Annotated in this window: 21 protein-coding genes and 1 pseudogene; 5 read left to right on the forward strand and 17 right to left on the reverse strand. The window is 67.5% G+C overall.

Features of this window, described 5'->3' with window-relative positions; all coding sequences use genetic code 11:
- Both DYS74_RS17550 and DYS74_RS17555 read left to right on the forward strand, forming a co-directional pair.
- Positions 1–163: pseudogene (locus tag DYS74_RS17550) on the forward strand (bifunctional methylenetetrahydrofolate dehydrogenase/methenyltetrahydrofolate cyclohydrolase); the annotation flags it as partial.
- 184 nt (positions 164–347) lie between these two features.
- Positions 348–1127, forward strand: a complete 780-nt coding sequence (locus tag DYS74_RS17555) for a LytTR family DNA-binding domain-containing protein (RefSeq protein WP_183077581.1) — start codon at positions 348–350, stop codon at positions 1125–1127.
- A gap of 11 nt (positions 1128–1138) precedes the next feature.
- Here DYS74_RS17555 and DYS74_RS17560 read toward each other — a convergent pair whose 3' ends face one another.
- Entirely contained in the window at positions 1139–2449 is a 1311-nt protein-coding gene (locus DYS74_RS17560; protein WP_121534930.1) for an ATPase, read from the reverse strand.
- A 116-nt stretch (positions 2450–2565) separates the two neighbouring features.
- Here DYS74_RS17560 and DYS74_RS17565 point away from each other — a divergent pair, with 116 nt between their 5' ends.
- A complete protein-coding gene (locus DYS74_RS17565; RefSeq protein WP_121534931.1) occupies positions 2566–4212 on the forward strand; it encodes a hypothetical protein in 1647 nt (548 codons plus the stop codon).
- A gap of 9 nt (positions 4213–4221) precedes the next feature.
- On the opposite strand, the gene DYS74_RS17570 is transcribed toward DYS74_RS17565, so the two are convergent.
- The 13 genes from DYS74_RS17570 to DYS74_RS17630 all read right to left on the reverse strand — a co-directional run bounded on the left by DYS74_RS17570 (position 4222) and on the right by DYS74_RS17630 (position 15426).
- On the reverse strand, positions 4222–4725 hold the full coding sequence (locus DYS74_RS17570; protein WP_121534932.1) for a prepilin peptidase: 504 nt from the start codon (positions 4723–4725) through the stop codon (positions 4222–4224).
- Positions 4726–4728: 3 nt separating this feature from the next.
- On the reverse strand, positions 4729–5595 hold the full coding sequence (locus DYS74_RS17575; protein WP_121534933.1) for a tetratricopeptide repeat protein: 867 nt from the start codon (positions 5593–5595) through the stop codon (positions 4729–4731).
- A gap of 26 nt (positions 5596–5621) precedes the next feature.
- Positions 5622–6185, reverse strand: a complete 564-nt coding sequence (locus DYS74_RS17580; RefSeq protein WP_121534934.1) for a tetratricopeptide repeat protein — start codon at positions 6183–6185, stop codon at positions 5622–5624.
- Entirely contained in the window at positions 6185–7186 is a 1002-nt protein-coding gene (locus DYS74_RS17585; protein WP_121534935.1) for a type II secretion system F family protein, read from the reverse strand. The genes DYS74_RS17580 and DYS74_RS17585 overlap by 1 nt, the downstream gene beginning before the upstream one ends.
- Positions 7187–7196: 10 nt before the next feature.
- Positions 7197–8165, reverse strand: a complete 969-nt coding sequence (locus tag DYS74_RS17590; protein WP_121534936.1) for a type II secretion system F family protein — start codon at positions 8163–8165, stop codon at positions 7197–7199.
- A 9-nt stretch (positions 8166–8174) separates the two neighbouring features.
- A complete protein-coding gene (locus DYS74_RS17595; RefSeq protein ID WP_121534949.1) occupies positions 8175–9644 on the reverse strand; it encodes a CpaF family protein in 1470 nt (489 codons plus the stop codon).
- Between the two features lie 23 nt (positions 9645–9667).
- Positions 9668–10930 (reverse strand): AAA family ATPase, encoded by a 1263-nt coding sequence (locus DYS74_RS17600; RefSeq protein ID WP_121534937.1) that lies wholly within the window; start codon positions 10928–10930, stop codon positions 9668–9670.
- 232 nt (positions 10931–11162) lie between these two features.
- Positions 11163–11831, reverse strand: a complete 669-nt coding sequence (locus DYS74_RS17605; RefSeq protein WP_121534938.1) for an OmpA family protein — start codon at positions 11829–11831, stop codon at positions 11163–11165.
- A 3-nt stretch (positions 11832–11834) separates the two neighbouring features.
- Positions 11835–13268: a type II and III secretion system protein family protein gene (locus DYS74_RS17610; RefSeq protein ID WP_121534939.1), complete on the reverse strand. Its 1434-nt coding sequence runs from the start codon at positions 13266–13268 to the stop codon at positions 11835–11837.
- Positions 13269–13449: 181 nt separating this feature from the next.
- Positions 13450–14319: a Flp pilus assembly protein CpaB gene (gene cpaB, locus DYS74_RS17615; protein WP_121534940.1), complete on the reverse strand. Its 870-nt coding sequence runs from the start codon at positions 14317–14319 to the stop codon at positions 13450–13452.
- Between the two features lie 75 nt (positions 14320–14394).
- The gene (locus DYS74_RS17620; RefSeq protein WP_121534941.1) at positions 14395–14592 is read right to left on the reverse strand and encodes a hypothetical protein; all 198 of its coding nucleotides are present in this window, start codon (positions 14590–14592) and stop codon (positions 14395–14397) included.
- Between the two features lie 207 nt (positions 14593–14799).
- A complete protein-coding gene (locus tag DYS74_RS17625; RefSeq protein ID WP_121534942.1) occupies positions 14800–14997 on the reverse strand; it encodes a hypothetical protein in 198 nt (65 codons plus the stop codon).
- A gap of 231 nt (positions 14998–15228) precedes the next feature.
- The gene (locus DYS74_RS17630) at positions 15229–15426 is read right to left on the reverse strand and encodes a hypothetical protein (RefSeq protein WP_121534943.1); all 198 of its coding nucleotides are present in this window, start codon (positions 15424–15426) and stop codon (positions 15229–15231) included.
- 346 nt (positions 15427–15772) lie between these two features.
- Here DYS74_RS17630 and DYS74_RS17635 point away from each other — a divergent pair, with 346 nt between their 5' ends.
- Both DYS74_RS17635 and DYS74_RS17640 read left to right on the forward strand, forming a co-directional pair.
- The gene (locus DYS74_RS17635) at positions 15773–16642 is read left to right on the forward strand and encodes a lytic transglycosylase domain-containing protein (protein ID WP_121534944.1); all 870 of its coding nucleotides are present in this window, start codon (positions 15773–15775) and stop codon (positions 16640–16642) included.
- Positions 16643–16644: 2 nt separating this feature from the next.
- Positions 16645–18078, forward strand: coding sequence for a UbiA family prenyltransferase (locus DYS74_RS17640; RefSeq protein WP_121534945.1), 1434 nt, complete (start codon positions 16645–16647; stop codon positions 18076–18078).
- Between the two features lie 136 nt (positions 18079–18214).
- Here the strand turns inward: DYS74_RS17640 and DYS74_RS17645 are convergent, their stop codons facing one another.
- From DYS74_RS17645 to DYS74_RS17655, 3 genes are read right to left on the reverse strand one after another with little or no spacing between them, the layout of a single operon-like run.
- The gene (locus tag DYS74_RS17645) at positions 18215–18946 is read right to left on the reverse strand and encodes an SDR family oxidoreductase (protein WP_121534946.1); all 732 of its coding nucleotides are present in this window, start codon (positions 18944–18946) and stop codon (positions 18215–18217) included.
- A complete protein-coding gene (locus DYS74_RS17650; RefSeq protein ID WP_121534947.1) occupies positions 18946–20241 on the reverse strand; it encodes an FAD-binding oxidoreductase in 1296 nt (431 codons plus the stop codon). The genes DYS74_RS17645 and DYS74_RS17650 overlap by 1 nt, the downstream gene beginning before the upstream one ends.
- Before the next feature lie 10 nt (positions 20242–20251).
- Positions 20252–21238 carry a lysylphosphatidylglycerol synthase transmembrane domain-containing protein gene (locus tag DYS74_RS17655; protein ID WP_342769186.1) on the reverse strand — a complete coding sequence of 329 codons (987 nt, stop codon included), beginning with the start codon at positions 21236–21238 and terminating at the stop codon, positions 20252–20254.
- Between the last annotated feature and the right edge of the window lie 286 nt (positions 21239–21524).

Raw genomic sequence — 21524 nt, forward strand, 5'->3', positions numbered from 1 at the left:
GGTGGGCGATGTCGATTTCGCCTCGGCCTCGCAAGTCGCCGGCGCGATCACCCCGGTGCCGGGCGGCGTCGGGCCGATGACCATCGCCTGTCTTCTGGCGAATACGCTGACCGCCTGCTGCCGCGCCAACGGATTGCCCGAGCCCGAGGGGCTCACGGCGTAAGTCAGCTGACGTGAGGGGCTGGCCGCGTCAGAAACGCCGATAGCGTGTTGCGGGATCGGGAGTGAGGCGCTAGCACGGTAATGAGTAAACCTTAACTGCGGGGGGGCCGGGCGAAATGACCTCCTTCGTCCAAGCGTATCAGCGGGCCCTGTTTCAGCCCGTGGTCCCCGTGATCTGGGGGGTGATGTCGATTTTCGGCATCGTCGCGGGGCCATTCGGGACCTTGCAGTCGATCTCGCTCGGCATGCGCTGCATCTACTGGCCGGTGATCATCGGGCTTGGCGTGCTGGTCGGTGCGGTGCTGCGCGTGGTGGTGCAGGACTACATGGGGCTGCGCCGCTATGCGACAGAGGCGCCGGCGCTTGCGCTTTTCTCCGCCCTGCTGCTGACCCCGCCGTTCTGGTGGCTGACCGATCTGCTGGCCTCGGATCGCGGCGCGGCGCCCGATGTTGCGGCGATGGCGCTTTACGTCTTCGTCGCCTCGATGGGGGTCTCGACCCTGCGCCATGCCTTCAACCCGAACTCCGACCTGATGCGGATGTGGAGCGAGGAGGAGGGCGGCGCCGCGCTTGCCGAGGCGGAGGAGGCGGACGCGAAGGAGGAGGAAGGCCCGCCTTCCGACCCGCGCGAAAGCGGCCCGCGGCTTGCCGCGCGCCTGCCCGAATGCGATTGCGGTCCGATCATCCGGCTGCAGGTGCGTGACCATTATGTCGAGGTCATCACCTGCTCCGGGCGCGCCTCGCTGCTGATGCGCTTTGCCGATGCGGTGGCCGAGATGGAGGGCGTCGAGGGGCTGCAGGTGCATCGCTCGCACTGGGTGGCGCGGGCGGCGATCCGGGCGATTGCGCGGCGCCGCGGCAAGGTGCTTCTGGTGATGTGCGACGGGTCCGAAGTGCCGGTGTCGCGCACCTATCTGCCGCAGGTCGAGGCGCTTGGCCTGCCGCCTGCGGAGGCCGGGGCCTGAGCCGGTCGGGCTCAGTGGATGATCTCTTCCTCGCGCACGAACATGTTCGACCAGGCGCGGTCGATCAGCTCGGGGCTCATCTGGTAGGGGATGCCCTCGAACTCGCAGATCGCGATCATCTGGTCGATCAGGAAGATCGGCTGATAATTCGCATAGACGTTGTCGATGGTCGGGTATTTCACCTTCAGCAGATGCAGCAGCGCCTTTTCGTCGAGCGGCATCTTCCGCTTCTTCGCGACGAGCGAGAAGATCTTGAGATAATCCGACTGGCTCGGCCCGTCGATCTTGATCTTGAAGAAGATCCGGCGCAGCGCCGCCTTGTCGAAGATCTCGTTCGGGTGGAAGTTGGTCGAGAAGATGACGAGCGTGTCGAAGGGCACCTCGAATTTCTCGCCCGATTGCAGGGCCAGGATGTCGCGGCTTTCCTCGAGCGGCACGATCCAGCGGTTGACGAGCTTCTGCGGCGGTTCCGCCTGGCGGCCAAGGTCGTCGACGATGAACACGCCCCCCGAGGATTTCATCTGCAGCGGCGCGGTATAGGTGCGCGCCGTCGGGTTGTAGGTGAGGTCGAGCATGTCGAGGCTGAGCTCGCCGCCGGTGATGACGGTGGGCCGGTCGCACAGCACATAGCGGTTGTCGAAGCGGTTGCCGCTCTTGCGCAGGGCGGTCGGGTCATCCTCGCTCTCGACCGCGGCGGAATGCACGATCGGGTCATAGACGACGATCACCTGGCCCGCGTATTCGACCGCACGCGGCACGAAGATGCGGTCGCCGATCGCGTCGCGGATGCCGTTCGAGATCGAGGACTTGCCGTTGCCGGGCGGGCCGTACATCAGGATCGAGCGGCCCGAGGAGACCGCGGGCCCAAGCTGGTCGATCAGCGTCGGCGGCAAGATCAGATGCCCCATCGCCGCGGTCAGCTGTGCCCGCGTCAGCTGGATGTTGCGGATCGACTGGCGCTTGACCTGTTCGCGGTAGATCGCGAGCGGCACCGGCATCGCGCCGTAATATTCCGATTGCGACAGCGCATCGAGGGCGCGCGCCTTGCCGGCATCGGCGAGCTGATAGCCCATCTCGCCGCCCGAATTGGCGTGCAGCGTGCCCGTCGCCTCGACCAGACGCTGGCCGCGGCACAGGTCGATCAACTCCTGTGTCAGGGTGAGCGGCAGCGCGACCAGCTTCGACAGGCCGGTGGCCGTGTCCATGTTGGTGCGGAACATCGTCTTCAGCAGGATGTCACGCATCATCACCGTGTTCAGCCCGACCTCGGCCAGCGTGCGCGGCGGCGGCGGGGCGATCACATTCGAGGCCATCATGTTCATCGGCGGTCCTGCCATGGCTGTGCCGCCAGGCCTTGGGCGCTGCGGCATCGGGATTCACAGCGCGACCTTGCGCGGCTATTGTGGCCAAAAATTGGAAATTTGGCGGAGAGGCTGGGATGGCGGAGAAACGGCAGGCGGCGCAGCCGGGGCGGCTTGCGGCAGGGATGGCGGTCCTTGCGCTGGTGCTGGCGGGGCTGCCCTTCGCGGGGCAGGGGCTGCCGGTGACGCTCTACGAGGGCGATGCACAACATCTTGTCGATATCGTGCTGCGCATGGCCCTGTTCGGAGAGCTGCCGCACCGTGATTTCATGACGCCGCTCGGCGTGCTCGGCTTTGCGCCGATCGCGGGGTTCGTGCGGCTGGGGCTGTCCTTCGGGCCGGCCTTCCTTGCGGCGCAGGCGCTGGTTGCGGCGCTTCTCTTCGGGCCGATGCTGCGGGTGGCGCTCTCGCGCTTTCCGGGGGGGCTGGCCTGGCTTTACGGGGCCTGCGTGCTGGTGCTGTGCCTTGGCCTCGTGCATGGCGAGACGGTGCCGGGGCTGGCGCTGTCGATGCATTACAATCGCTGGGCCTGGGCGCTGGCCTATCTGGCGCTGCCGCTGGCGCTGCTGGCGCCGATCGGGGCACAGCGGTCCTGGCTTGACGGGGCTTTGCTCGGGGCGCTGATGGCTGCGCTCGTGCTGCTGAAGGTCACCTATTTCGTCGCCTTCGCCCCGGCGATGCTGTTTGGCCTGATCGCGCGGCGCGATGGCGGGGCGCTGATCGCGGCGCTCGGTGCCGGGCTGGCCGTCGCGGCGTTGGCGACGGCGCTTCTGGGAGCCGACTTCTGGGCGGGCTACCTGCACGATCTGATGTCGGTGGCGGGCTCCGAGACCCGGGCGGCGCCCGGTGACGATTTCGCAACGGTGATGACCGGGCCGAAATATCTGGGCGGCTCGCTGCTGGCGCTTTTTGCGGTGATCTTCCTGCGGCAGGCGGGCGAGCGGGCGGCGGGGCTTGTGCTGCTGCTGCTGGTGCCGGGCTTTCTCTATGTCACCTACCAGAACTTCGGCAATGATCCGCAATGGCTGCCGCTGCTGGGCCTCGTTGCACTGGCGCTGCGGCCGGCGGGGGCGCTGACGAACGGTCTGGGCTGGCGCCTGCGTCCGGCGCTGTTCGGCCTCGGCATCGCGGCACTGGTCCTTGGCGCGGGGCCGATGCAGAACCTGCTGTTCAGTCCGCTGCGGGCGGCGACGATGTCGCGCGAAGGGCTGGTGCCGATGCTGATCGCGCGTCCCGAGGCGGCGGGGCTTCTTGTCCGTGCGGCTCATGCCTATGGGGTGCAGCGCAGGGTCTCCGGGGCGGCACCGGGATCTGCCCTCGCCGCTCTGGCCGATCAGGTGCCGGAGAAAGACCGCCCGGACTCCGTGGTGCTGAACGGCGAAACCCTGCCCGCCTGTGCGCAGGAGCTGGGTGGACAAGGCTGGTTCGAGGCAACGGCCGCCGATCTGCAGGCGGCGGGCTATGGCGGCAGTGGGGTGGTGGTCGCCGACCTGCTGTCGGGGCTGTGGCTTTTCGGCGATTTCCGCCCGGTCGAGGGCGCTGCGCCCTGGTATTATGCCGGGGCGCCCGGGATCGCGGCGACCGGTCATCTGGTGGTGCCGCGCTGTCCCTCGCAGCCGAAATATACCGCGACGATGCTGAAGGCGATCGCCGAGGCGGGATGGCGGCTCGAGGAAGAGCGGCGCACCGCGGAGTATATCCTGCTGCGCCCGGTCCGGGACTGAGCGCCGCCGTCAGGCCAGCACGGCAACGAGGGCGAGATAGGCCCAGAGCGTGCCGGCAAGGCCCAGGCCGAAGGGGAAGTCGCGGCGCCGCCAGCTGACCCAGTCGGGGGCGAGCGCACGCACCGCCGGGATCGCGCGCAGCAGGCGATGCGCCGCGAAGGCGGCAAGCGTCAGCCCGGCGAGCAGGATCACGGTCAGCCGGATCGAGTCGGGCGAGGACGAGAAGAAGGGCGCGGCCGCGGCGGCGAATTTCGCGTCGCCCGCGCCGAAATGCGCGATCACGTTCAGCACGATGCCGATTGCCAGGATCACCACGAGATGGGTCCAGCGCCACAGCCAGACCTCGACCGGCAGCACCAGCACGCCCGCCACGGCGAAGACCGCCACCAGCGCCAGCACGGCGCTGTTGCGGATCTTCATGTATTTCAGGTCGGTATAGATCACCCACAGACAGATCGGGGTGACCAGAAGCAAGAGGACGAGGGCTGCGGCCGAGGCGGAAAGGCCCAGCATCGCTCAGCTCTTCTTCGAGCCGGAATCGAGCGCCTCGAGCGCGCGTGCCGCTTCCTCGAAATAGGTGGGCGAGGTGTCGACCGCGTCCTGCAAAAGCCCCTTGCCGATCGTCACGTCGCCCTGCTTCACCGCCGACAGCGCCGCGGTGTAAAGCAGCCGCGCGCGTTCGGTCTGCGTCATCTCGATCACCGGCAGGTCATACTTGCGCTGTGCCGCGCGGGCGAGGACGAGGTTGTTCTTGGTGGTGAAGCTGGACGGGTCGTAGGTCAGCGCCTCGGAGAACAGCTTCTCGGCGCCCTTCGCGTCGCCCCGGGTCAGTTTCGAGAAGCCCCAGTTGTTCAGCACGCCGCCCGGCCGCGTCGTCAGCCCGACGGCGGTGTCATAGAAGCTGTCCGCCTTGGTCCAGTTCTTCTCGCTGTCGGCGACCAGCGCCTCGAGCTTGTAACGCTCGAAGGTCTCGTGCGTGGGCGGGATGGTGTTCAGCGTCGCCTTGGCGCCGGTCCAGTCGTTCGAGCGGATCTGCGCATCGGCGAGCCCCACCTTGTCGTCGGGGGTGGCGCCGGGCATGGTGATGACCTTGGCCCAGGCCTTCGCCGCCTCGGCAGGCTGGCTGTTGCGGATCAGCGATTTCGCCAGGCCGCGCTGGAGGTCGATGCGGTCGGGGTTCTCGGCCGCGGTGCGGGAGAAATAGTTCACCGCCTCCTGCGGGTCGCCCACCGTCAGCATGATGTCGGAAAGGTTCGTCTCGTCGACGGCATTCACGCTTTTCAGCGCCCGCGCTGCCTCGGCATCCTGGCGGCCGCCGCAGCCGGCAAGCACGAGACCAAGGGCGGCACCCGCGAGCACCGTTGACAGGATCGGGTGGCGCATTTGTCTGCGTCCTTCTTGCTCGTACCTCATTGCCGGGTCAGCAGAAGGTATTCGCCAGCCCCGCGCCGGACCAGCTTGAACGGCTTGTCCTGCGGCGGATCATAGGCGGGTTTCTCCATCTTTGCGAGCGCGAGGCGCAGGTTTTCCCGGATCGCGTCCGATTGGCCACTGTCGAGCGCATAGGCGGTCTGGAACACGCGCGCGGCCTCGGGCACCTTGCCACGCTCCATCAGCACGACGCCGAGATTGTTCCAGGCGGGCACGAAGGTCTGGTCCTCCTCGACCGCGCGGCGCAGCATCTGTTCGGCCTGGTTCAGCCGGCCGAGCTTGAGATCGGCCGAGCCGATCGCCGAGAGCACATCGGCATTCGCCCCGTGTTCGGCCGCGGCGCGGTAATAGGCCTTGAGCGCAAGTTCGTATTCCCCCGCCGCCATCAGCCGGTGGCCGACGATCAGCCCGTCGACGCCGTCGCCCTGCGCGGCACCGGGGGCATAGGGGCTGTTCTTCGGGGGCGAAAGGCCGCCCGTGCAGGCGGCCAGAAGACACAGAAGCAGGGCAGCCAGCGCCGGGCTGCGCGGGAAACGGACCATCACTGAACGCCGATTGACTTGAAGTTCTCAATCATATCATGGACCGAGGGGCCGACAAGAATGATCAGCAGCGGCGGGACGGTGAACATCATCGTGCCGAGCGTCATCTTCGTCGGGATCTTGTTCGCCGCTTCCTCGGCGCGCATCACGCGCTTGTCGCGCATGTCGGCGGCGTACAGGCGCAGCGCGTCGGCGATCGAGGTGCCGAACTGCTGGCTCTGGATCATCACCGTGGTGAAGGACATCACGTCGCTCACCCCGGAGCGCTCGCCGAAGGCGCGCAGCACGACGGCCTTGTCGAGGCCGGCCTTGATCTCGTGCGCGACGGTCTCGAATTCCTCGGCCATCGCGGGGTAGGAGCTTTGCAGCTCCTTGGCGACGCGCACGATGCCCTGGTCGAGCGACTGGCCCGCCTCGACGCAGACAAGCAGCATGTCGAGCGCGTCGGGGAAACCGTCCTGGATTTCCTGGGTGCGGGCTTTCACCCGCTTGTTCACCCAGCGTTTCGGCGCGATGTAGCCGAAGGCGCCGGGCAGCAGCACATAGAGGATCATCTGCGTCGGGGTCAGCGGCACCGGACCGGTGGCGTTCATGTAAAGCGCATAGGCGATGCCGAGACCGAGCAGGCCAAGCCCCATCGCGAACTGGATCGCGTGGAAGGTGCGCACCGCCGAGGGGCTGCGATAACCCGCGCGATGCAGCCATTTGCGCGCCTCGGTCATCTCTTCCTTGTTTTTCGGTTCGAGGAAGCCCGCGTATTTGTCGAGCTTGTCCGAGCCCTGATCGGCGCGCAGCTTCTGCGGCTTGCCCTTGCCGCGGGTGGCGCCGCGCGCCGGGGTGGGGGCCTCGCTCGCCGCGCGCAGCCTGTCGAGCGGGTCGGTCTGTTTCTTCAGCAGCGCGGGCAGGGTGGCGACGACAAGCAGAAGGCCGATCACCGCCATGGCCAGAACCGGGCCCATCGGACCGAAGGCGCCCGTCAGCATGTTCAGGATGTCGCTCATCGGGGCCTCCTCAGACCTTGATCGTGGTCATGATCTTCATGAACAGCATGTTCGCGCCGAGCAGGGCAAAGACGATCAGCGCCGCCGGCATGAACTGCGGGGTGTCCTTCACCGTGTCGTAATAGTCGGGGGCGACGATCTGGATGACCAGCAGCACGGCCAGCGGAAAGCCCGACAGGAACATGCCCGACCATTTCGGCTCGGCGGTAATGGCACGGACGCGGCGGAACAGCCGGAACCGGGCGCGGATCACCTTGGCGAGGCCATCGAGCACCTCGGCCAGGTTGCCGCCCGAGGTCTGCTGGATCGACACCGCGACGGCGAGGAAGCGCAGGTCCTGCATGTCGAGCCGCTCGGCCAGGTCGCGCAGGCTGTCGACGACGTTGCGGCCATAGGCGGCCTCGTCGGCGATGATGCCGAATTCGGTGCCGAGCGGGTCGGGGATCTCGCGCGCGACGGTCTGGATCGCCGAGGAGAAGGGGTGGCCGACGCGCAGCGCGCGCACGATCAGCTCGACTGCGTCAGGCAGCTGTTCCTCGGCGAGCTTGATCCGCTTCGAGGCCTTCGACGAGACCCAGAAATAGATGCCGCCGACGCCCATGGCCACCGACAGTGCGACGCGCACCGGGGCGCTCGTGTCGGTGCCGATCGACAGGCCGAGGAAGGCCACGACACACAGCAGCGCCATGACGCCGATCAGCATCTTTGGCGAGAAGGCGATGTTGGCCTTCTGCGCTTTCGATGCGAGCACGGAATAGAGCGGGATGCCCCTCGAGGTCAGGTGCTGCGTCGCCTCCTTGCGCAGGCGTTCGAGCACCTCCTCGCGGCGCACGCCCTTGTCGAGCATCTCGAGCCGGCGGTTGACCTTGCGGTTGAGCGAGATCGACTTGCCGAAGGCCAGCAGGTAGATGCCCTCGACGAGCAGGATGACGGCGACGAAGATCAGGCCGTAGATGATCGGGGTTGGGGAAATGACCATGGCGACACCTCAGTCCTGGACGGGTTCGTAGATCGAGGCCGGCAGGTCGTAACCCCATTGCCGGAACCGTTCCGAGTAATGCGAGCGCACGCCGGTCGCCGTGAAGCGGCCGATGATCTTGCCGTCGGGGGCAAGCCCCAGCCGCTCATAGCGGAAGATTTCCTGCATCGAGATCACCTCGCCCTCCATCCCCGTCACCTCGGTGATCGAGACCATCCGGCGCGAGCCGTCCTGCAGGCGCGAGGCCTGCACGATCAGGTTGACGGCCGAGGCGATCTGCGAGCGCATCGCCTTGATCGGCATCTCGATGCCCGACATCGCGATCATGTTCTCGAGGCGCGAGACTGCGTCGCGCGCCGAGTTCGCGTGGATCGTGGTCATCGAGCCGTCGTGCCCGGTGTTCATCGCCTGCAGCATGTCGATGACTTCCTCGCCGCGGGTTTCGCCGACGATGATGCGGTCGGGACGCATCCGCAGGGCGTTCCTGAGACAGTCGCGCTGGGTGACGGCGCCGCGGCCCTCGACGTTGGCCGGGCGGCTTTCCATGCGGCCGACGTGGGTCTGCTGCAGCTGAAGTTCGGCCGTGTCCTCGATCGTCAGGATGCGCTCGGAGTTGTCGATGAAGGAGCTGAGCGCGTTCAGCGTCGTCGTCTTGCCCGAGCCCGTGCCGCCCGAGACGATGATGTTCAGCCGGGTGGCGACGGCGGCCTGCAGATAGGCGGCCATCTCCTCGGTGAAGGCGCCGAAGCGGACGAGGTCGTCGATGCCGAGCTTGTCCTTCTTGAACTTGCGGATCGAGACGAGCGAGCCGTCGACGGCGACCGGCGGCACCATCGCGTTGAAGCGCGAGCCGTCGGCAAGGCGGGCGTCGACATAGGGGTTCGATTCGTCGACGCGGCGGCCCACGGCGGAAACGATCTTGTCGATGATCCGCAGCAGGTGCTTCTCGTCCTTGAAGGTGACATCGGTCAGCTGCAGCTTGCCGCTGCGTTCCACGAAGATCTGCTGCGGGCCGTTGACGAGGATATCCGAGACGGTCTCGTCCTTCAGCAGCGGTTCGAGCGGGCCGAGGCCCATCACCTCGTCGTAAAGCTCCTGGTAGAGCGTCTGCCGTTCGGTCGCGTTCAGCGCCACCGACATCTCCGCCATCGCCTCGTTCGAGATCGCAGCGATCTCGGCCTTGAGCTCGGCCTCGGAGGCGTGTTCGAGCGCGGCGAGGTTGAGGTTCTCGAGCAGGCGCTTGTGCAGCTCGACCTTCAGCTCGCCCATGCGCTCCTTGCGCTTGCGGTCCTTCTCGGCCTGCACCACCTGGGCGGGCGCGGCTGCGGCGGGCGTGGGTTTGCGGTGCACCGTGTGCTTGGCGGTCTCGGCCTTCGGCAGCGGCGGCGGCGCGGCACCGGCGGCGGAAGCCGTGGCAGGGGCCGCGGCGGGCGCGGCGGTCCGGGTGGCAGGCGTGGATTTCTTGTAACGTGAGAACATCATCTACCTCCGGACGCGCGGACTCAGGCGGCGGCTTCCGCCTCCTGCTGGTTGCGTTCGATCACCGACTGGGCGATCTTCTGGATGTCGCGGCGCAGCGGCGCCTTGGCCGCGCTGAGCGCGAGCGGCAGGCCGTGGTCATTTGCCTGGGTCACCAGCTTGCCGCAATCCGACAGCTGCACCTCGATCGCGATGTCGAGGCTTTCGGCCAGCCGCTTGACCCGCGACTTGCCGTTCAGATCGGTGAATTTCGGTGCCCGGTTCAGGATGTAGCGCAGCTTTTCCGTGGCGAGCCCCTCGGCCTTGAGCGCGCGGATCATCCGCAGCGCGTTCTGCGCCGAGCGCATGTCGAGCTCGAGCAGGGCAAGGTAGACATGGGCCTGGTTCAGCACCGTCTCGGTCCAGCTCACCACCGTCTTCGGCATGTCGATCACGACATAGTCGAAATTGGTGCGCGCCATCTCGATCAGCCGCTCGATGTCCTCGCCGCTGACGATGTCGAGCGGCAGCATGTCGGAGGGCGCGGTCAGCACATGCAGCTTGTCGTTGAAGGTCAGCAGCGCCTGGCTGAAGCTCTCGGCATCCATCTGCGCGGTGTCCGACAGCAGCTCGAAGATCACCTCGCGGCGGGGCAGGTCGAGATAGGTCGCGACCGAGCCATACTGGAAGTCGAAATCGAGGATGCAGACCCGCGGCGGGGTCACCGGGTTCTTCTTGCTCGCTTCGGGATTGGCGAGTTCCCAGGCCAGGTTGACCGCGAAGGTGGTGGCCCCGACGCCGCCCGCGAGCCCGTGCACGGCGAGCACTGCGCCGTTGCGTCCGCCGGTCGGCTTGAAGGCCGGCGGTGCGGCATGGGCGGGCAGTTCGGGCGGCAGCTCGGACTGGCCGAGCCGCTCGATCGCCTCGTGCAGCGCCCCTTCGGGCAGCGGGTAGGGGACGAAGTCGTCGGCGCCAAGACGCAGCAGCTGATGCAGGGCGATCGGGCTCACCTCTTCGGCGATCAGGATCACGCGGATGCCGCGGTTCTTCGCCTCGGTGATGATGCCCGAGATCCGGGCCAGGTCGCTTTCGTCGTCGTTGTCGATGGCGATGGCGATGAATTCGAGCGTCTGCGCATCCGGCTGGCCAAGGAACACGACCGCATCGTCAAAGCCGAGGTCGCCCCAGCTTTCCCCGAGCTCGGCTTCCATGTCCTCGATCAGCAGGTCGAAGTTCGAGACGTCGCGGGACACCGTGCAGGCCACGATGGGCGCGGGTTCCGGGGTCAGTACAGCTGCTGCAGTCATTGCCTCACGTCCTTTGTTGCGCGTTCCGCTGCCGTGGCCGGGGAAGGTCGCCACCGCTGCGATCCGGGCACGACTCGGATGCCGTGCCTTTCCGTCTGCGCTCAAGGTCGCGGTCAATCTGGGCGACATTGGGGCCGGATTGTTCCAATTGTGGGGTATCGGGCGACGATCAAAGCAAAGGGGCGGGCTTTGTTGCAAAGCCCGCCCCGACTGTTGACGTTTTGCGTGAGGCTCAGTTGCCGCCGCCCGACATGCCGACGCCCGCCGAGTTCTGGTTGTCAACCCGGTTGGTGGGGATCTGCGTCGCGCCGCTCACGTATTCGCGGAAGATCACCTCGGCATATTTGCCGTTCAGGAGTTGCGGATTGCGCGCCATCAGGCCCGACACCTCGGTCACCGTGCGGCGGTTCTGCTCGTTCGGGGCCTGGGTGTAGACGAGCGGCTGCGTCTTGCCGAAGGACACGACGGCCTCGAGCCGGGCGCGCGAGATCCCCTGCGAGGTCAGGAAGGCGACCACCGCCTGGGCGCGGCGCAGGCCGAGCGCCTTGTTGTAGGCATCCGAGCCGACAAGGTCGGTATGGCCGTAGACGCGGAAGCGCACCTCGGGGAACTGCCGGATCCAGTCCGCCTGGCGGCGCAGGATCTCCTGTGCCTGGCCGTCGAGCGTCGAGGAGTTGAAGGCGAAGTTCACCGTGTTCTGCACATCGGCGGCGAATTTCTTCGTCAGACTGATGGCGATGTTGCGTTCGCCGCTCATCATCAGGGTGTTGTTCATCGTGGCGTTGCCGAAGCCGCCGCCCTCGTAATCGGAGCCGACCTCGCGATCGGAGGTGCAGCCCGCCAGCGCGAGGGCTGCTGCCAGGATCAGGCCAAACCGCAGTGCCGGACGTTCCCGCTGCATCGCTTACTCCATCACATAGCCATAGGAGCCGGAAAAGTCCTGCTTGGCAACCTCGGCTGCCGGGCCGGAGGTCGGCGCGCCGGAGCCCGCGGTCTTGCCGAACAGGAACAGCTCCTTCTCGCTCGGCAGCCGGACCCGGTCGGTCGGCAGCGCCAGGGCCTCGCCGCGGGTCGGCTGGACAAGGTGCGGCGTGACGATGATCACCAGTTCGGATTGCTTGCGCTCGAACGAGGTCGAGCGGAACAGCGCGCCCAGAACCGGCACGTCGCCGAGCCACGGGATCTGGTCGTTCAGGTCGTTGAAGTCGTCCTGCAGGAGGCCGGCGATGGCAAAGCTTTCGCCGTCGCGCATCTCGACGGTGGTCGAGGTCTCGCGCTTCTTGAAGGCGTTCACCGAGAAGCTGCCGTTCGACATCGTCACCGAGGTGTCGATGGCCGAGACCGACGCCGCGATCTCGAGGTTGATCAGGTCGCCGTCAACGACGCGGGGGGTGAACGCCATCTCGACGCCGAAGGGCTTGTATTCGATCGAGATGCCGCCGGAGGTCGAGTCGATCACCGGGATCGGATATTCGCCGCCGGCGAGGAACTTCGCCTGCTGGCCCGAGAGCGCGGTCAGGTTCGGCTCGGCGAGGGTGCGCACCATGCCCTTCGACTCGAGCGCCTCGAGCAGCACCGCGAATTCGAGGTTTCCGGCGGTGAAGCCGAGCCCGAGCGCGCCCTTGCCGCTGCCCGAAAGCGGCATCGTGCCGTTGTCGAAGGCATTGTTGATCGCGGTGGCCGAGCCGAAGTTGCCGGTGCCGGTGATCACCCCTGTCTGGGCACTGCCGCCGCCCACGGTGCCGCGCACGCCCAGAGAGGCGGCGAGGTTCTTCGAGACCGAGCGCTGCATCTCGGCAAAGCGCACCTTCAGCATCACCTGCTGCGTGCCGCCGACGGTCATCAGGTTGGAAACGCGGTCGCCCGCATAGCGCTTGGCCAGATCGAGCGCGCGGTCGAGCTTGGCGGTCGAGGAGACGGTGCCCGACAGCACGATGCCGTCGTTCGCCGTGCGCACCTCGATGCTCTCGCCGGGCAGGATCTGCTTCAGCCGTTCCTTGAACTCGGCGATGTCGGGGGTGACCTGCACCTCGACGTTCGAGATCAGCTTCCCGTCCGGTCCGAGGATGGTCATCGTGGTGCGGCCGGGCAGCTTGCCGAGCACGTAGATCGTCTTGTCGGAGAGGGTGGTGATGTCGGCGATGCCGGGGTTGGCGATCGACAGTTCCGAGAAGGGCTGATCGCTTTCGACCACCACGGCGCGGTTCATCGGCACGCTCAGCGGGGTGGAGGTCGAGCCCGACATCACCCGCAGCGTCTCGGCCTGGGCCATCGGCACGACACCACATCCAAGCGCGACGCCGACCGCGCAGGCCCTCAGGAAACCCTTGATCTTCATTGTGATCCTGCCTCTCCGATCACGTCACACTGCCCGGAACGCGCGTCCGTTTCTGGGTCTTGCATGCCCACTTCCGACCGACTGTGCCGGAAAGCGTTAATTATTGCAAGAATCAACCGATTGTGAGGTGAAATTCACGCGCCCCGGCTGGCACCGGGGCGGGCATCTGGATCGGCCGGGATCAGTTCGCGCAGGGGATCTGCGTCTCGACCGCCTCGCCGCCCCTGCGGGTCGTGATCGTGCAGACCCGGGGCGCCTCGACCTTCACCGCTTCCTGCGCCTGGATGCCCAGAAGCTGGTCGCGGTCGATCTCGATCGCGCCGAGCTCGGCGGTGTTCTTCATCCCGACGAGTGACAGGGTGAGCTTCCCGGTCGACTGCGCCAAGGTCAGCGCCGCGACCTGCTCGGGGGTGACCTCGGCGGTGACGGTGCGGGCGATCTTGGTTTCCTCGCTGCGGTCGGCATCGGCACTCTGGTCGATGGCGATCAGCGGCAGGTTGGTGTCGATCAGCTTCGTCACCGGCTCGTTGTTGACGGTGCCCGACCAGTAGACGTCGACGCGGTCGCCCGGCCGCAGGAAGCCCGACACGCCCGAGGCGACGTCGACCTGGATGGTGAAGGCGCGCATGTCGGGGGCGAGATTGGCCATGATCCCGGCATCGACGCCCGCAACGGTAACCTTGGTGCCGAGAATCGGCTCGTTCGCCTCGTAGGAGCGCAGGGCTGCGCGCGGCCGCGTCTCGCCTTCGAGGAAGGCGGCGACCTGGGCCTCGGGCGTGCCCTGTTTCGCGGTCAGCAGGTGGAAGACGCCGTCGGGCACCTTGTCGGCCTGGACCTTGGCGATGTCGAGATCGGCGATGGTGAAGCGTTCGCCGTATTTCAGCGCGCGCTTGGCGACGACGACATCGGTCAGCGGAGGGATCTTCTCCTGAATGGCCATCAGCATGTCGCGCTGCTGCTGGAACTGCGTCAGCTGTCCCTGGAACATGTAGACCGCGACGCCGGCGAGCGAGACGCCGAGAGCCAGGACAAGAACGACGATGAGTCGCATTTCACATTTCCTTCGCTGCGGGGGCGGACGGTCGGTCCGGAGGGGCAGGCGCTGGCTGCCGGTAGGGGGTGGCGATCAGTTGTCGGGCACCAGGACCGTCTGAGCCAAGATGTAATCGGCCACGCGGTCGCCCGCGCGTTCCGTTTCGCCCCAGATCATCGTTCCGACGATCATACCCAGCGGGACAAGCAACGCCGTCAGGACGACCCAGTCGATGGTCACCGCACCCTCTTCGGAGTGCAGCCTCCGCAGCATTTGGCGGACCTTCTGCATTGCTGTTCCTCTCCTGTGCAGGGCGGGGTCATCATCAGGCCGACCGCGCCGTTGTGCCTTTCTGACCGGATTTATTGGCAAAAATGCGGCGCTGGCATGCAATCTCGTTGGCGTCTTCCGCTGGCGGAAAGTCTGGATGCCGCGGACAAACGAAGAAAGGCCGCACCTTGGGTGCGGCCTTTCCGTGCGGCGGTTCGCCGCTGCGGCTCAGTTCGTCGCGGTGTTGACGGTCACCGACCCGAGGTAGGTGCCGATCTTGCCGGCCGCGGTCTTGGTGTTCGAGCTGATGGTCAGCAGCGCGGCGGCGCCGAGGCCGACGACGGCGGCGGTCAGCACGACCCAGTCAACGGTCACGGCGCCGTCTTCTTCGGTGCGGATCTTGCGGGCGAGCTTGAAGAACTTCATGGGATTTCTCCTTGGGTCTGGTTGCAGGTCCCGCGGTGCCGATTATCGGGCACCATCTGCTCGGCCCCTGCATCGCGGTATGGACCTGTTGTGCCGGCGAATCCTGTCCTGAGTTGGGCGCTTTCCGTGCTTCTTCGCGACAACCGCATTTTGCCAGGAAGGCCGCATGGGAAATGCAAAAGGCCGCACCAGAGGTGCGGCCTTGCGGATGGACCTGAGCGCTGTTGCGGCTCAGTTCGTCGCGGTGTTGACGGTCACCGACCCGAGGTAGGTGCCGATCTTGCCGGCCGCGGTCTTGGTGTTCGAGCTGATGGTCAGCAGCGCGGCGGCGCCGAGGCCGACGACGGCGGCGGTCAGCACGACCCAGTCAACGGTCACGGCGCCGTCTTCTTCGGTGCGGATCTTGCGGGCGAATTTGAAGAATTTCATGTCTGTCTCTCCTGGGATCTGGTTGCTCCGCGCTTCGGCTGCCACTTTCGACCTTGGCGCTTCGCCTTGCGGGATGAGTGCAGTTAGCTCCCCGATCGTGGCTCGATTGGGGCAGCTGCCGGGCGTTTTTACGAAAAATGAAGACTTTTGGCGGACCGGCATCAGGCCATTGAAAACAAAAGATATAATTGTGGCAATGCCATTGGCTTTTGCACTGCACGTGGCGGATTGGCTGCGAATCGCACTCCCGGATGCCCGATTCCGCTCCGTTCTTCTGGATTTTTTCGCGATTTTCACGGATAAGGGAGCAAAGGGCAGCAGACCCGTAACGAGCAGGACAGCGCAGATGCGCAGCAGATGGGCAGCGAGTATCTTGGTCTGCGCGGCAGTTCTGGCCGCGCCGGTCGGTGCCGAAGTGCGCCATGACACCCCCACCGTGAACTTTTTCAAGCCCAAGCGCGTTCTGCCGCCCGCGCCGGGCACGAAGCGATTCCTGACGATCCAGATCAACCCCGAGGAACAGGCGCGCGAGCTTGCCGCCGCCGCGTCCCGTCCCTTCGCGCCGGTGACCCGGATGCCGGGGGCCGAGATCATCACCCCGGGCGGAGTGATGCCGCAGGGCGCCCCCTCGTCCTATGGCTGGTACTGGACCGCGGTCTCGCCGGCGCTTGGCGACCGCGCCGGGCGGTTCCAGAAGGCGCTTGAGGCGCTCTCCTCCGGCCCGGGCGGGCAGAGCGTGCGCGCGCCGCGTCTGGCGCATCTGCAGGACATCGCCGATCGCCACGGCCGCGACATCCTTGCGGCGACGATCGGCACCGAGGTCTCGCCGGCGCTGGTGCTGGCGGTGATCTCGACCGAATCGGGCGGGCGGCCGGATGCGGTGTCGCGCTCGGGCGCGGTCGGGCTGATGCAGCTGATCCCCGCGACGGCCACGCGATTCGACGTCGACGACAGCACCGACCCGGGCAAGAACATCCGCGGCGGGGTGGCCTATCTCGACTGGCTGATGAAGGAATTCGACCGCGACCCGTTGATGGTCATCGCCGCCTACAACGCCGGCGAGAACGCGGTGAAGCGGGCAGGGGGCGTGCCGCCCTATGCCGAGACGCGCGATTACGTGCCGAAGGTGCTGGCCGCCTGGCAGGTGGCGCGGGGGCTGTGCCTCTCGCCGCCCGAACTGGTGACGGACGGCTGCGTCTTCGCCCTGAAAGGATAAGCATGACCGATACCAGGCCGCTGGTGCTGGACGTCGACGGGACGTTCCTGAAAACCGATCTGTTGTTCGAGACCTTCTGGGCCGGGCTTGGCCGCGATCCGCTTGCCACGCTCGCCGCGGCGGCGCGGCACGCGCGCGATCCGGCGCGGCTGAAGGCCGAGCTGGTCGAGATTGCGCCGCTGCGCACCGACCTGATGCCGGTCAATCCCGAGATCGCGGCGATGGCCGAGGAGGCGATGTCCGAGGGGATCGAGGTCTGCCTTGCCTCCGCCTCGGACCGGCGTCTGGTCTCGGCGCTGGCCGCCGATTACGGGCTTTCGGCGCGGGTCTTCGCCTCGGACGGGGTCACCAACCTGAAGGGCGAGGCGAAGGCCGGCGCACTGATCGACGCCTTCGGCCGTGCGGGCTTCGACTATGCGGGCAACGAGGCCGCCGACCTGCCGGTGTGGCGTGCCGCGCGGGCCGCGGTGGTGGTGGGGGAGGTGGCCGAGGTCACCCAGCTCGAGACCCTTGGCCAGCCCGTCGCGCGCGTCCCCGGCGGCTGGAGCGCGGCGGCGCTGTGGAAGGCGATGCGCCCGCACCAATGGGTGAAGAACGTGCTGCTGCTGCTGCCGCTGATCGCGGCGCATCGCTTCGACGGCGCCACCTTCTGGCCGGTGTTCTTCGGCATCATCGCCTTCTCGGCCGCGGCCTCGGCGATCTACATCGTCAACGACCTCCTTGACCTCGAGGCGGACCGGCTGCATCCGACGAAATGCCGCCGGCCCTTTGCCTCGGGCGCGGTGCCGATCCGGGTGGGGATGATCGCCTGCGCCGGGCTGATCGTGCTGGCGCTTGGCCTTGGCGCGGCGCTGAACGCGGGCTTTGTCGGCGTCGTGCTGCTCTACATGGCGCTGTCGCTTGCCTACTCGCTCAAGCTCAAGCGGATGCGCTGGGTCGATATCGCGACGCTCGCCACGCTTTACACGATTCGCGTGGTGGCCGGGGCCGCGGCGGGGCAGGTCGATGTCTCGATCTACATGCTGATCTTCGTCTTCCCGGTGTTCCTCGCGCTTGGCTGCGTCAAGCGGTTGACCGAGCTGACGCTTGCCAGGAATGATGAACGGCTGCCCGGGCGCGGCTATGGCCGTCCCGACCGGGGCGACCTGCTGAACGTCGCGGGCATCGGCGTTGCCGGAGCGCTGGTGATCTTCTTCCTCTATTCGGTCTCGCCGCAGGGGCAGGTGCTTTACCCCGACACCTGGCTTCTGTGGCTCGCCATGCTGCCGATGGCGTGGTGGCTGGTGCGGATGGTGATGCTCGGCTGGTTCGGCAAGCAGGATTACGACCCGATCGTTTTCGCGATGAAGGACAAGTTCGGGCTTGGCCTGCTGATGATCACGCTCAGCCTGATGTTCTGGGCCGCGGGGCTCTGGGCGAAGTGGTTCGGCGGCTGAGACCGCGCGGCGGGGGCTGCCTGCCCCTGCACCCCCGGGGTGTATTTCCGCGAGGAAAAAGGGCCGGGGTTTTCCCCGGCCCAAATCCTCTTGCCGGAGGCATCCGGCGCTTGCGGCGGTGCCGCCGCCTGCCCGTTCAGAACGACATCTTCTTGAAGACGGGCTCGGGGATCAGTCGGATCACCGTCATCACCAGCCGCCAGATCGGTGCCGAATAGATCACGTTGCGGCGGCGTTTCACCGCGCGGGCGATATCGGCGGCGACGGACTCGGGGCTGGTCATGAAGGGCATCTTCATCCCCCAGGTCATCGAGGTGTCGACCGGTCCCGGCTTCACCGTCAGCACATGCACGCCCTTGCGGGCGCAGCGGTTGCGCAGGCCCGACAGATAGGTCGCAAACCCCGCCTTCGCCGCGCCGTAGACGTAATTGCCAAGCCGCCCGCGATCGCCCGCGACCGAACCGATGCCGACGATCGTGCCCGCGCCGCGCGCCTCGAGGAGCGGCGCGAGCATCTGCAGGAAGGTCGCGGGGCCGGTGAAGCTGTCGGCGATGACGCCGGCGATCAGCCGCGGCTCGGCGTCGATCGCCGCCTGTTCGGGCATCGAGCCGACGAAGGAGGCGGCGTTCAGCACGCCCTCCTGCGCCGCGAGCCGCTCGATCAGCGCGGGATAGCCCGCCGGGTCGCGTGCGTCGAAGGCCAGAACCTCGGCCCCGGCTGCGCCGCGCAGCCGGCAATCGGCGGCGATCGCCTCAAGCTCGGCCTCGTCGCGGCCGGCAAGGAACAGGGTGGCGCCCTCGGTCGCGAGGCGGCGGGCGAAGGCGCGGGCGATGGCCGAGGTCGCGCCGAGGAGGATCCAGCTTTCCATCACGCGTTCCTCAGGTTCAGCCGGCGGACAAGGTCGGTTTCAAAGCGGCGGTCGGGATCGACCCTGGCCACCTCGGCCTGCCAGTCGGAAAGCTCGGGATACATCGCGCGGATCTGGGCGCCGCGCGCAAGGGCATCTTTGGCGAAGTAAAGCCGCCCGCCCGCTTCGGCGGTGCGGTCCTCGAGCCGGGCGATGAGGGCGCGGGCGGCCTCGCGGTTCGGGAAGTCGACGGCGAGGGTGTAGCCCTCCATCGGGAAGCTGAGAAAGCCCGCGCGCCCGGGCCCCATGCGCTTGAGCACGGCAAGCGGCGAGGCAAGGCCCGAGGTCGCGATCTCGGTCAGCATCTCGCGCAGCGCAGGCGCGGCAGCGAGCGGCACGACGCATTGGAACTGGTGGAAGCCGCGCTTGCCATAGAGCCGGTTCCAGTCGTGGATCTTGTCGAGCGGGAAGAAGAAATCGCCGATCGGCTTCACCAGCGTCCGGCCGCGGGCGGGCACGCGGGCGTAATAGGCGCGGTTGAAGAGATGCACGACCGGGGCGGAGAGCGCGAAATTCGGCGCATCCATCGGCACGCGCCGGGCCCTTTCGCGCCGCCGGACGAGTCCCGCGCCGGTCTCGCCCTCCTCGACGATGCCGCGGCCAAGCGCCTTGCCCGTCGCCGTCGCGTCGATCCAGCCGACGGTATAGGTGGCGGTCGAGCCGTCGAGGAAGGCGAGATGTTCGTCCCAGTCCCGCGCGCGGCGCTCGGTCACCAGCATGACGTCGCCCTTGCAGGGGGTCATGCGCAGCTTTGCGGCGACGATCACCCCGGTCTGGCCAAGCCCGCCCACCGTCGCGCGGAACAGCGGCGCGCCGGGCTCGACAGTGATCTCGGTCTCGCCCTGCAGCAGGGTGATCTCGGCGACATGGACGCCGAAGCTGCCGGCGTGGTGATGGTTCTTGCCGTGCACGTCCTGTGCGATGCAGCCGCCCACCGTGGCAAAGCCGGTGCCCGGCATCACCGCGGGCAGCCAGCCGCGCGGCGCGAAGGCCTGCGCCAGATCGCCGATCCGCGCACCGGCCTCGACCGAGAGCACCCCGGTTTCGGGCTCGAAGCCGAGCAGCCGGTCGAGACGGGTCATGTCGATCGCCCGCCCGCCCGCGTTCAGCGCCGCATCGCCATAGGAGCGGCGCATGCCGAAGGCGGGGGCGGCGTCGAGGCCGGTGAGCGCGGCGCGCCGTTCGGGGCGGGCGACTTCGCCGCGGGCGCTGAGGGCGCGGCCCCAACCGGTATAATCTGCCTGTTTCCAGTCCATTGTCAGACCCTTATCCTTGGGCTTTCAGGGAAGCGCGCTCGGCGAGCGGGAAGGCCGCAAGGCCGATCGCGATCGCGAACCACAGCGTGGTGAGGCGGATCAGCGCCGTTGCGGGGACCGAGACGGCGAGCGGTACGCCTTCGAGGGACAGCAGCGCGACCATCGCCGCCTCGGCCCCGCCAAGCCCGCCCGGTGCGCCGGTGAGCCCGCCCGCGAGCGTGGCGAAGACGAAGATCGCGACGGCCTTCCACAGCCCGACATCGACGCCCATCCAGCCGAGCAGCAGGTGGAAGGAAAACGCCTCAGCGCCCCAGCCGGCAAGGCCGAGGGCGAGGGCAAGGGTCAGGGTCGGACCATGGCTGAAGCGGGAAAGCGAGCGTGCGGCGCCGCGGGCGCGGGCAAAGGCGCGCGGGAAGCGGCCGAGCGCACGGAAGGCCAGCGTGACGAGCGTTGTCAGAAGCGCCGGGCGGGTGACGATCACCGCCGCCACCAGCGCGAGCCCCGTGACCGGCAGGGCCCCCGCGATGCCGCTTGCGGCGAGCGAGAGCGCGAGTGCGAGCAAAAGCCCCATCGCGGCGAGATCGCCCGCCCGGTCCATCAGCGCGAGGGGCGCGGTGCGCGTCACGCTCCAGCCCGTTTCTCGGCGCAGCCAGCGCATCCGCACCAGCTCGCCCACCCGACCCGGCGTCACCGCCATCGCGAAGCCGCCGAGATAGTGGCGGGTGTCCTGCGCGAGATCGGTGGGCAGGCCGAGCCGGCGTGCCAGCCGGTGCCAGCGCAGCGACCGGGCAAGGTAATTCGCGAGCGAGAGGCCGAGGAGCGCACAGACTTGCCAGGGGTGCAGGGCGCCGATCTGCTCGCGGATCTCGTCCCAGCCGGTCCCGGCGGCAAGTCCCACAAGCCCGCCCAGCACCGCAAGCAGCAGCACGGGGATCAGCAGCCGGTCGCGCAGCCGGGGGCGGCGGGGGGCGCAGGAGAGGTCGGGCGTGAGGCTCATCATTGGTCCCGGATACTCGGGGATTCAGGCGGAATTATGATGCTGTTGCGGAATTGGAGACAATTTCTTTCGGGTCTGAGGGGGAGAGGAGGCGCTGCCCCCTCGGCCTTCGGCTTGCGCGGTCGATATCTGCGGCGACTGAAGGTCCGGGGGCGAGAAAGGACGAAGGCCCCGCGGTGGGGCGGGGCCTTGAGGGATCGGGGGCGGCGGTCGGATCAGTCGACGATCGTCGCCTCGGTCGCGGCGCGCAGCTGCTCCTCGGTCACGCCATCGGCGAGCTCGACGA

The sequence above is a fragment of the Paenirhodobacter hankyongi genome (genome assembly GCF_003664585.1).
GTDB lineage: Bacteria > Pseudomonadota > Alphaproteobacteria > Rhodobacterales > Rhodobacteraceae > Rhodobacter > Rhodobacter hankyongi.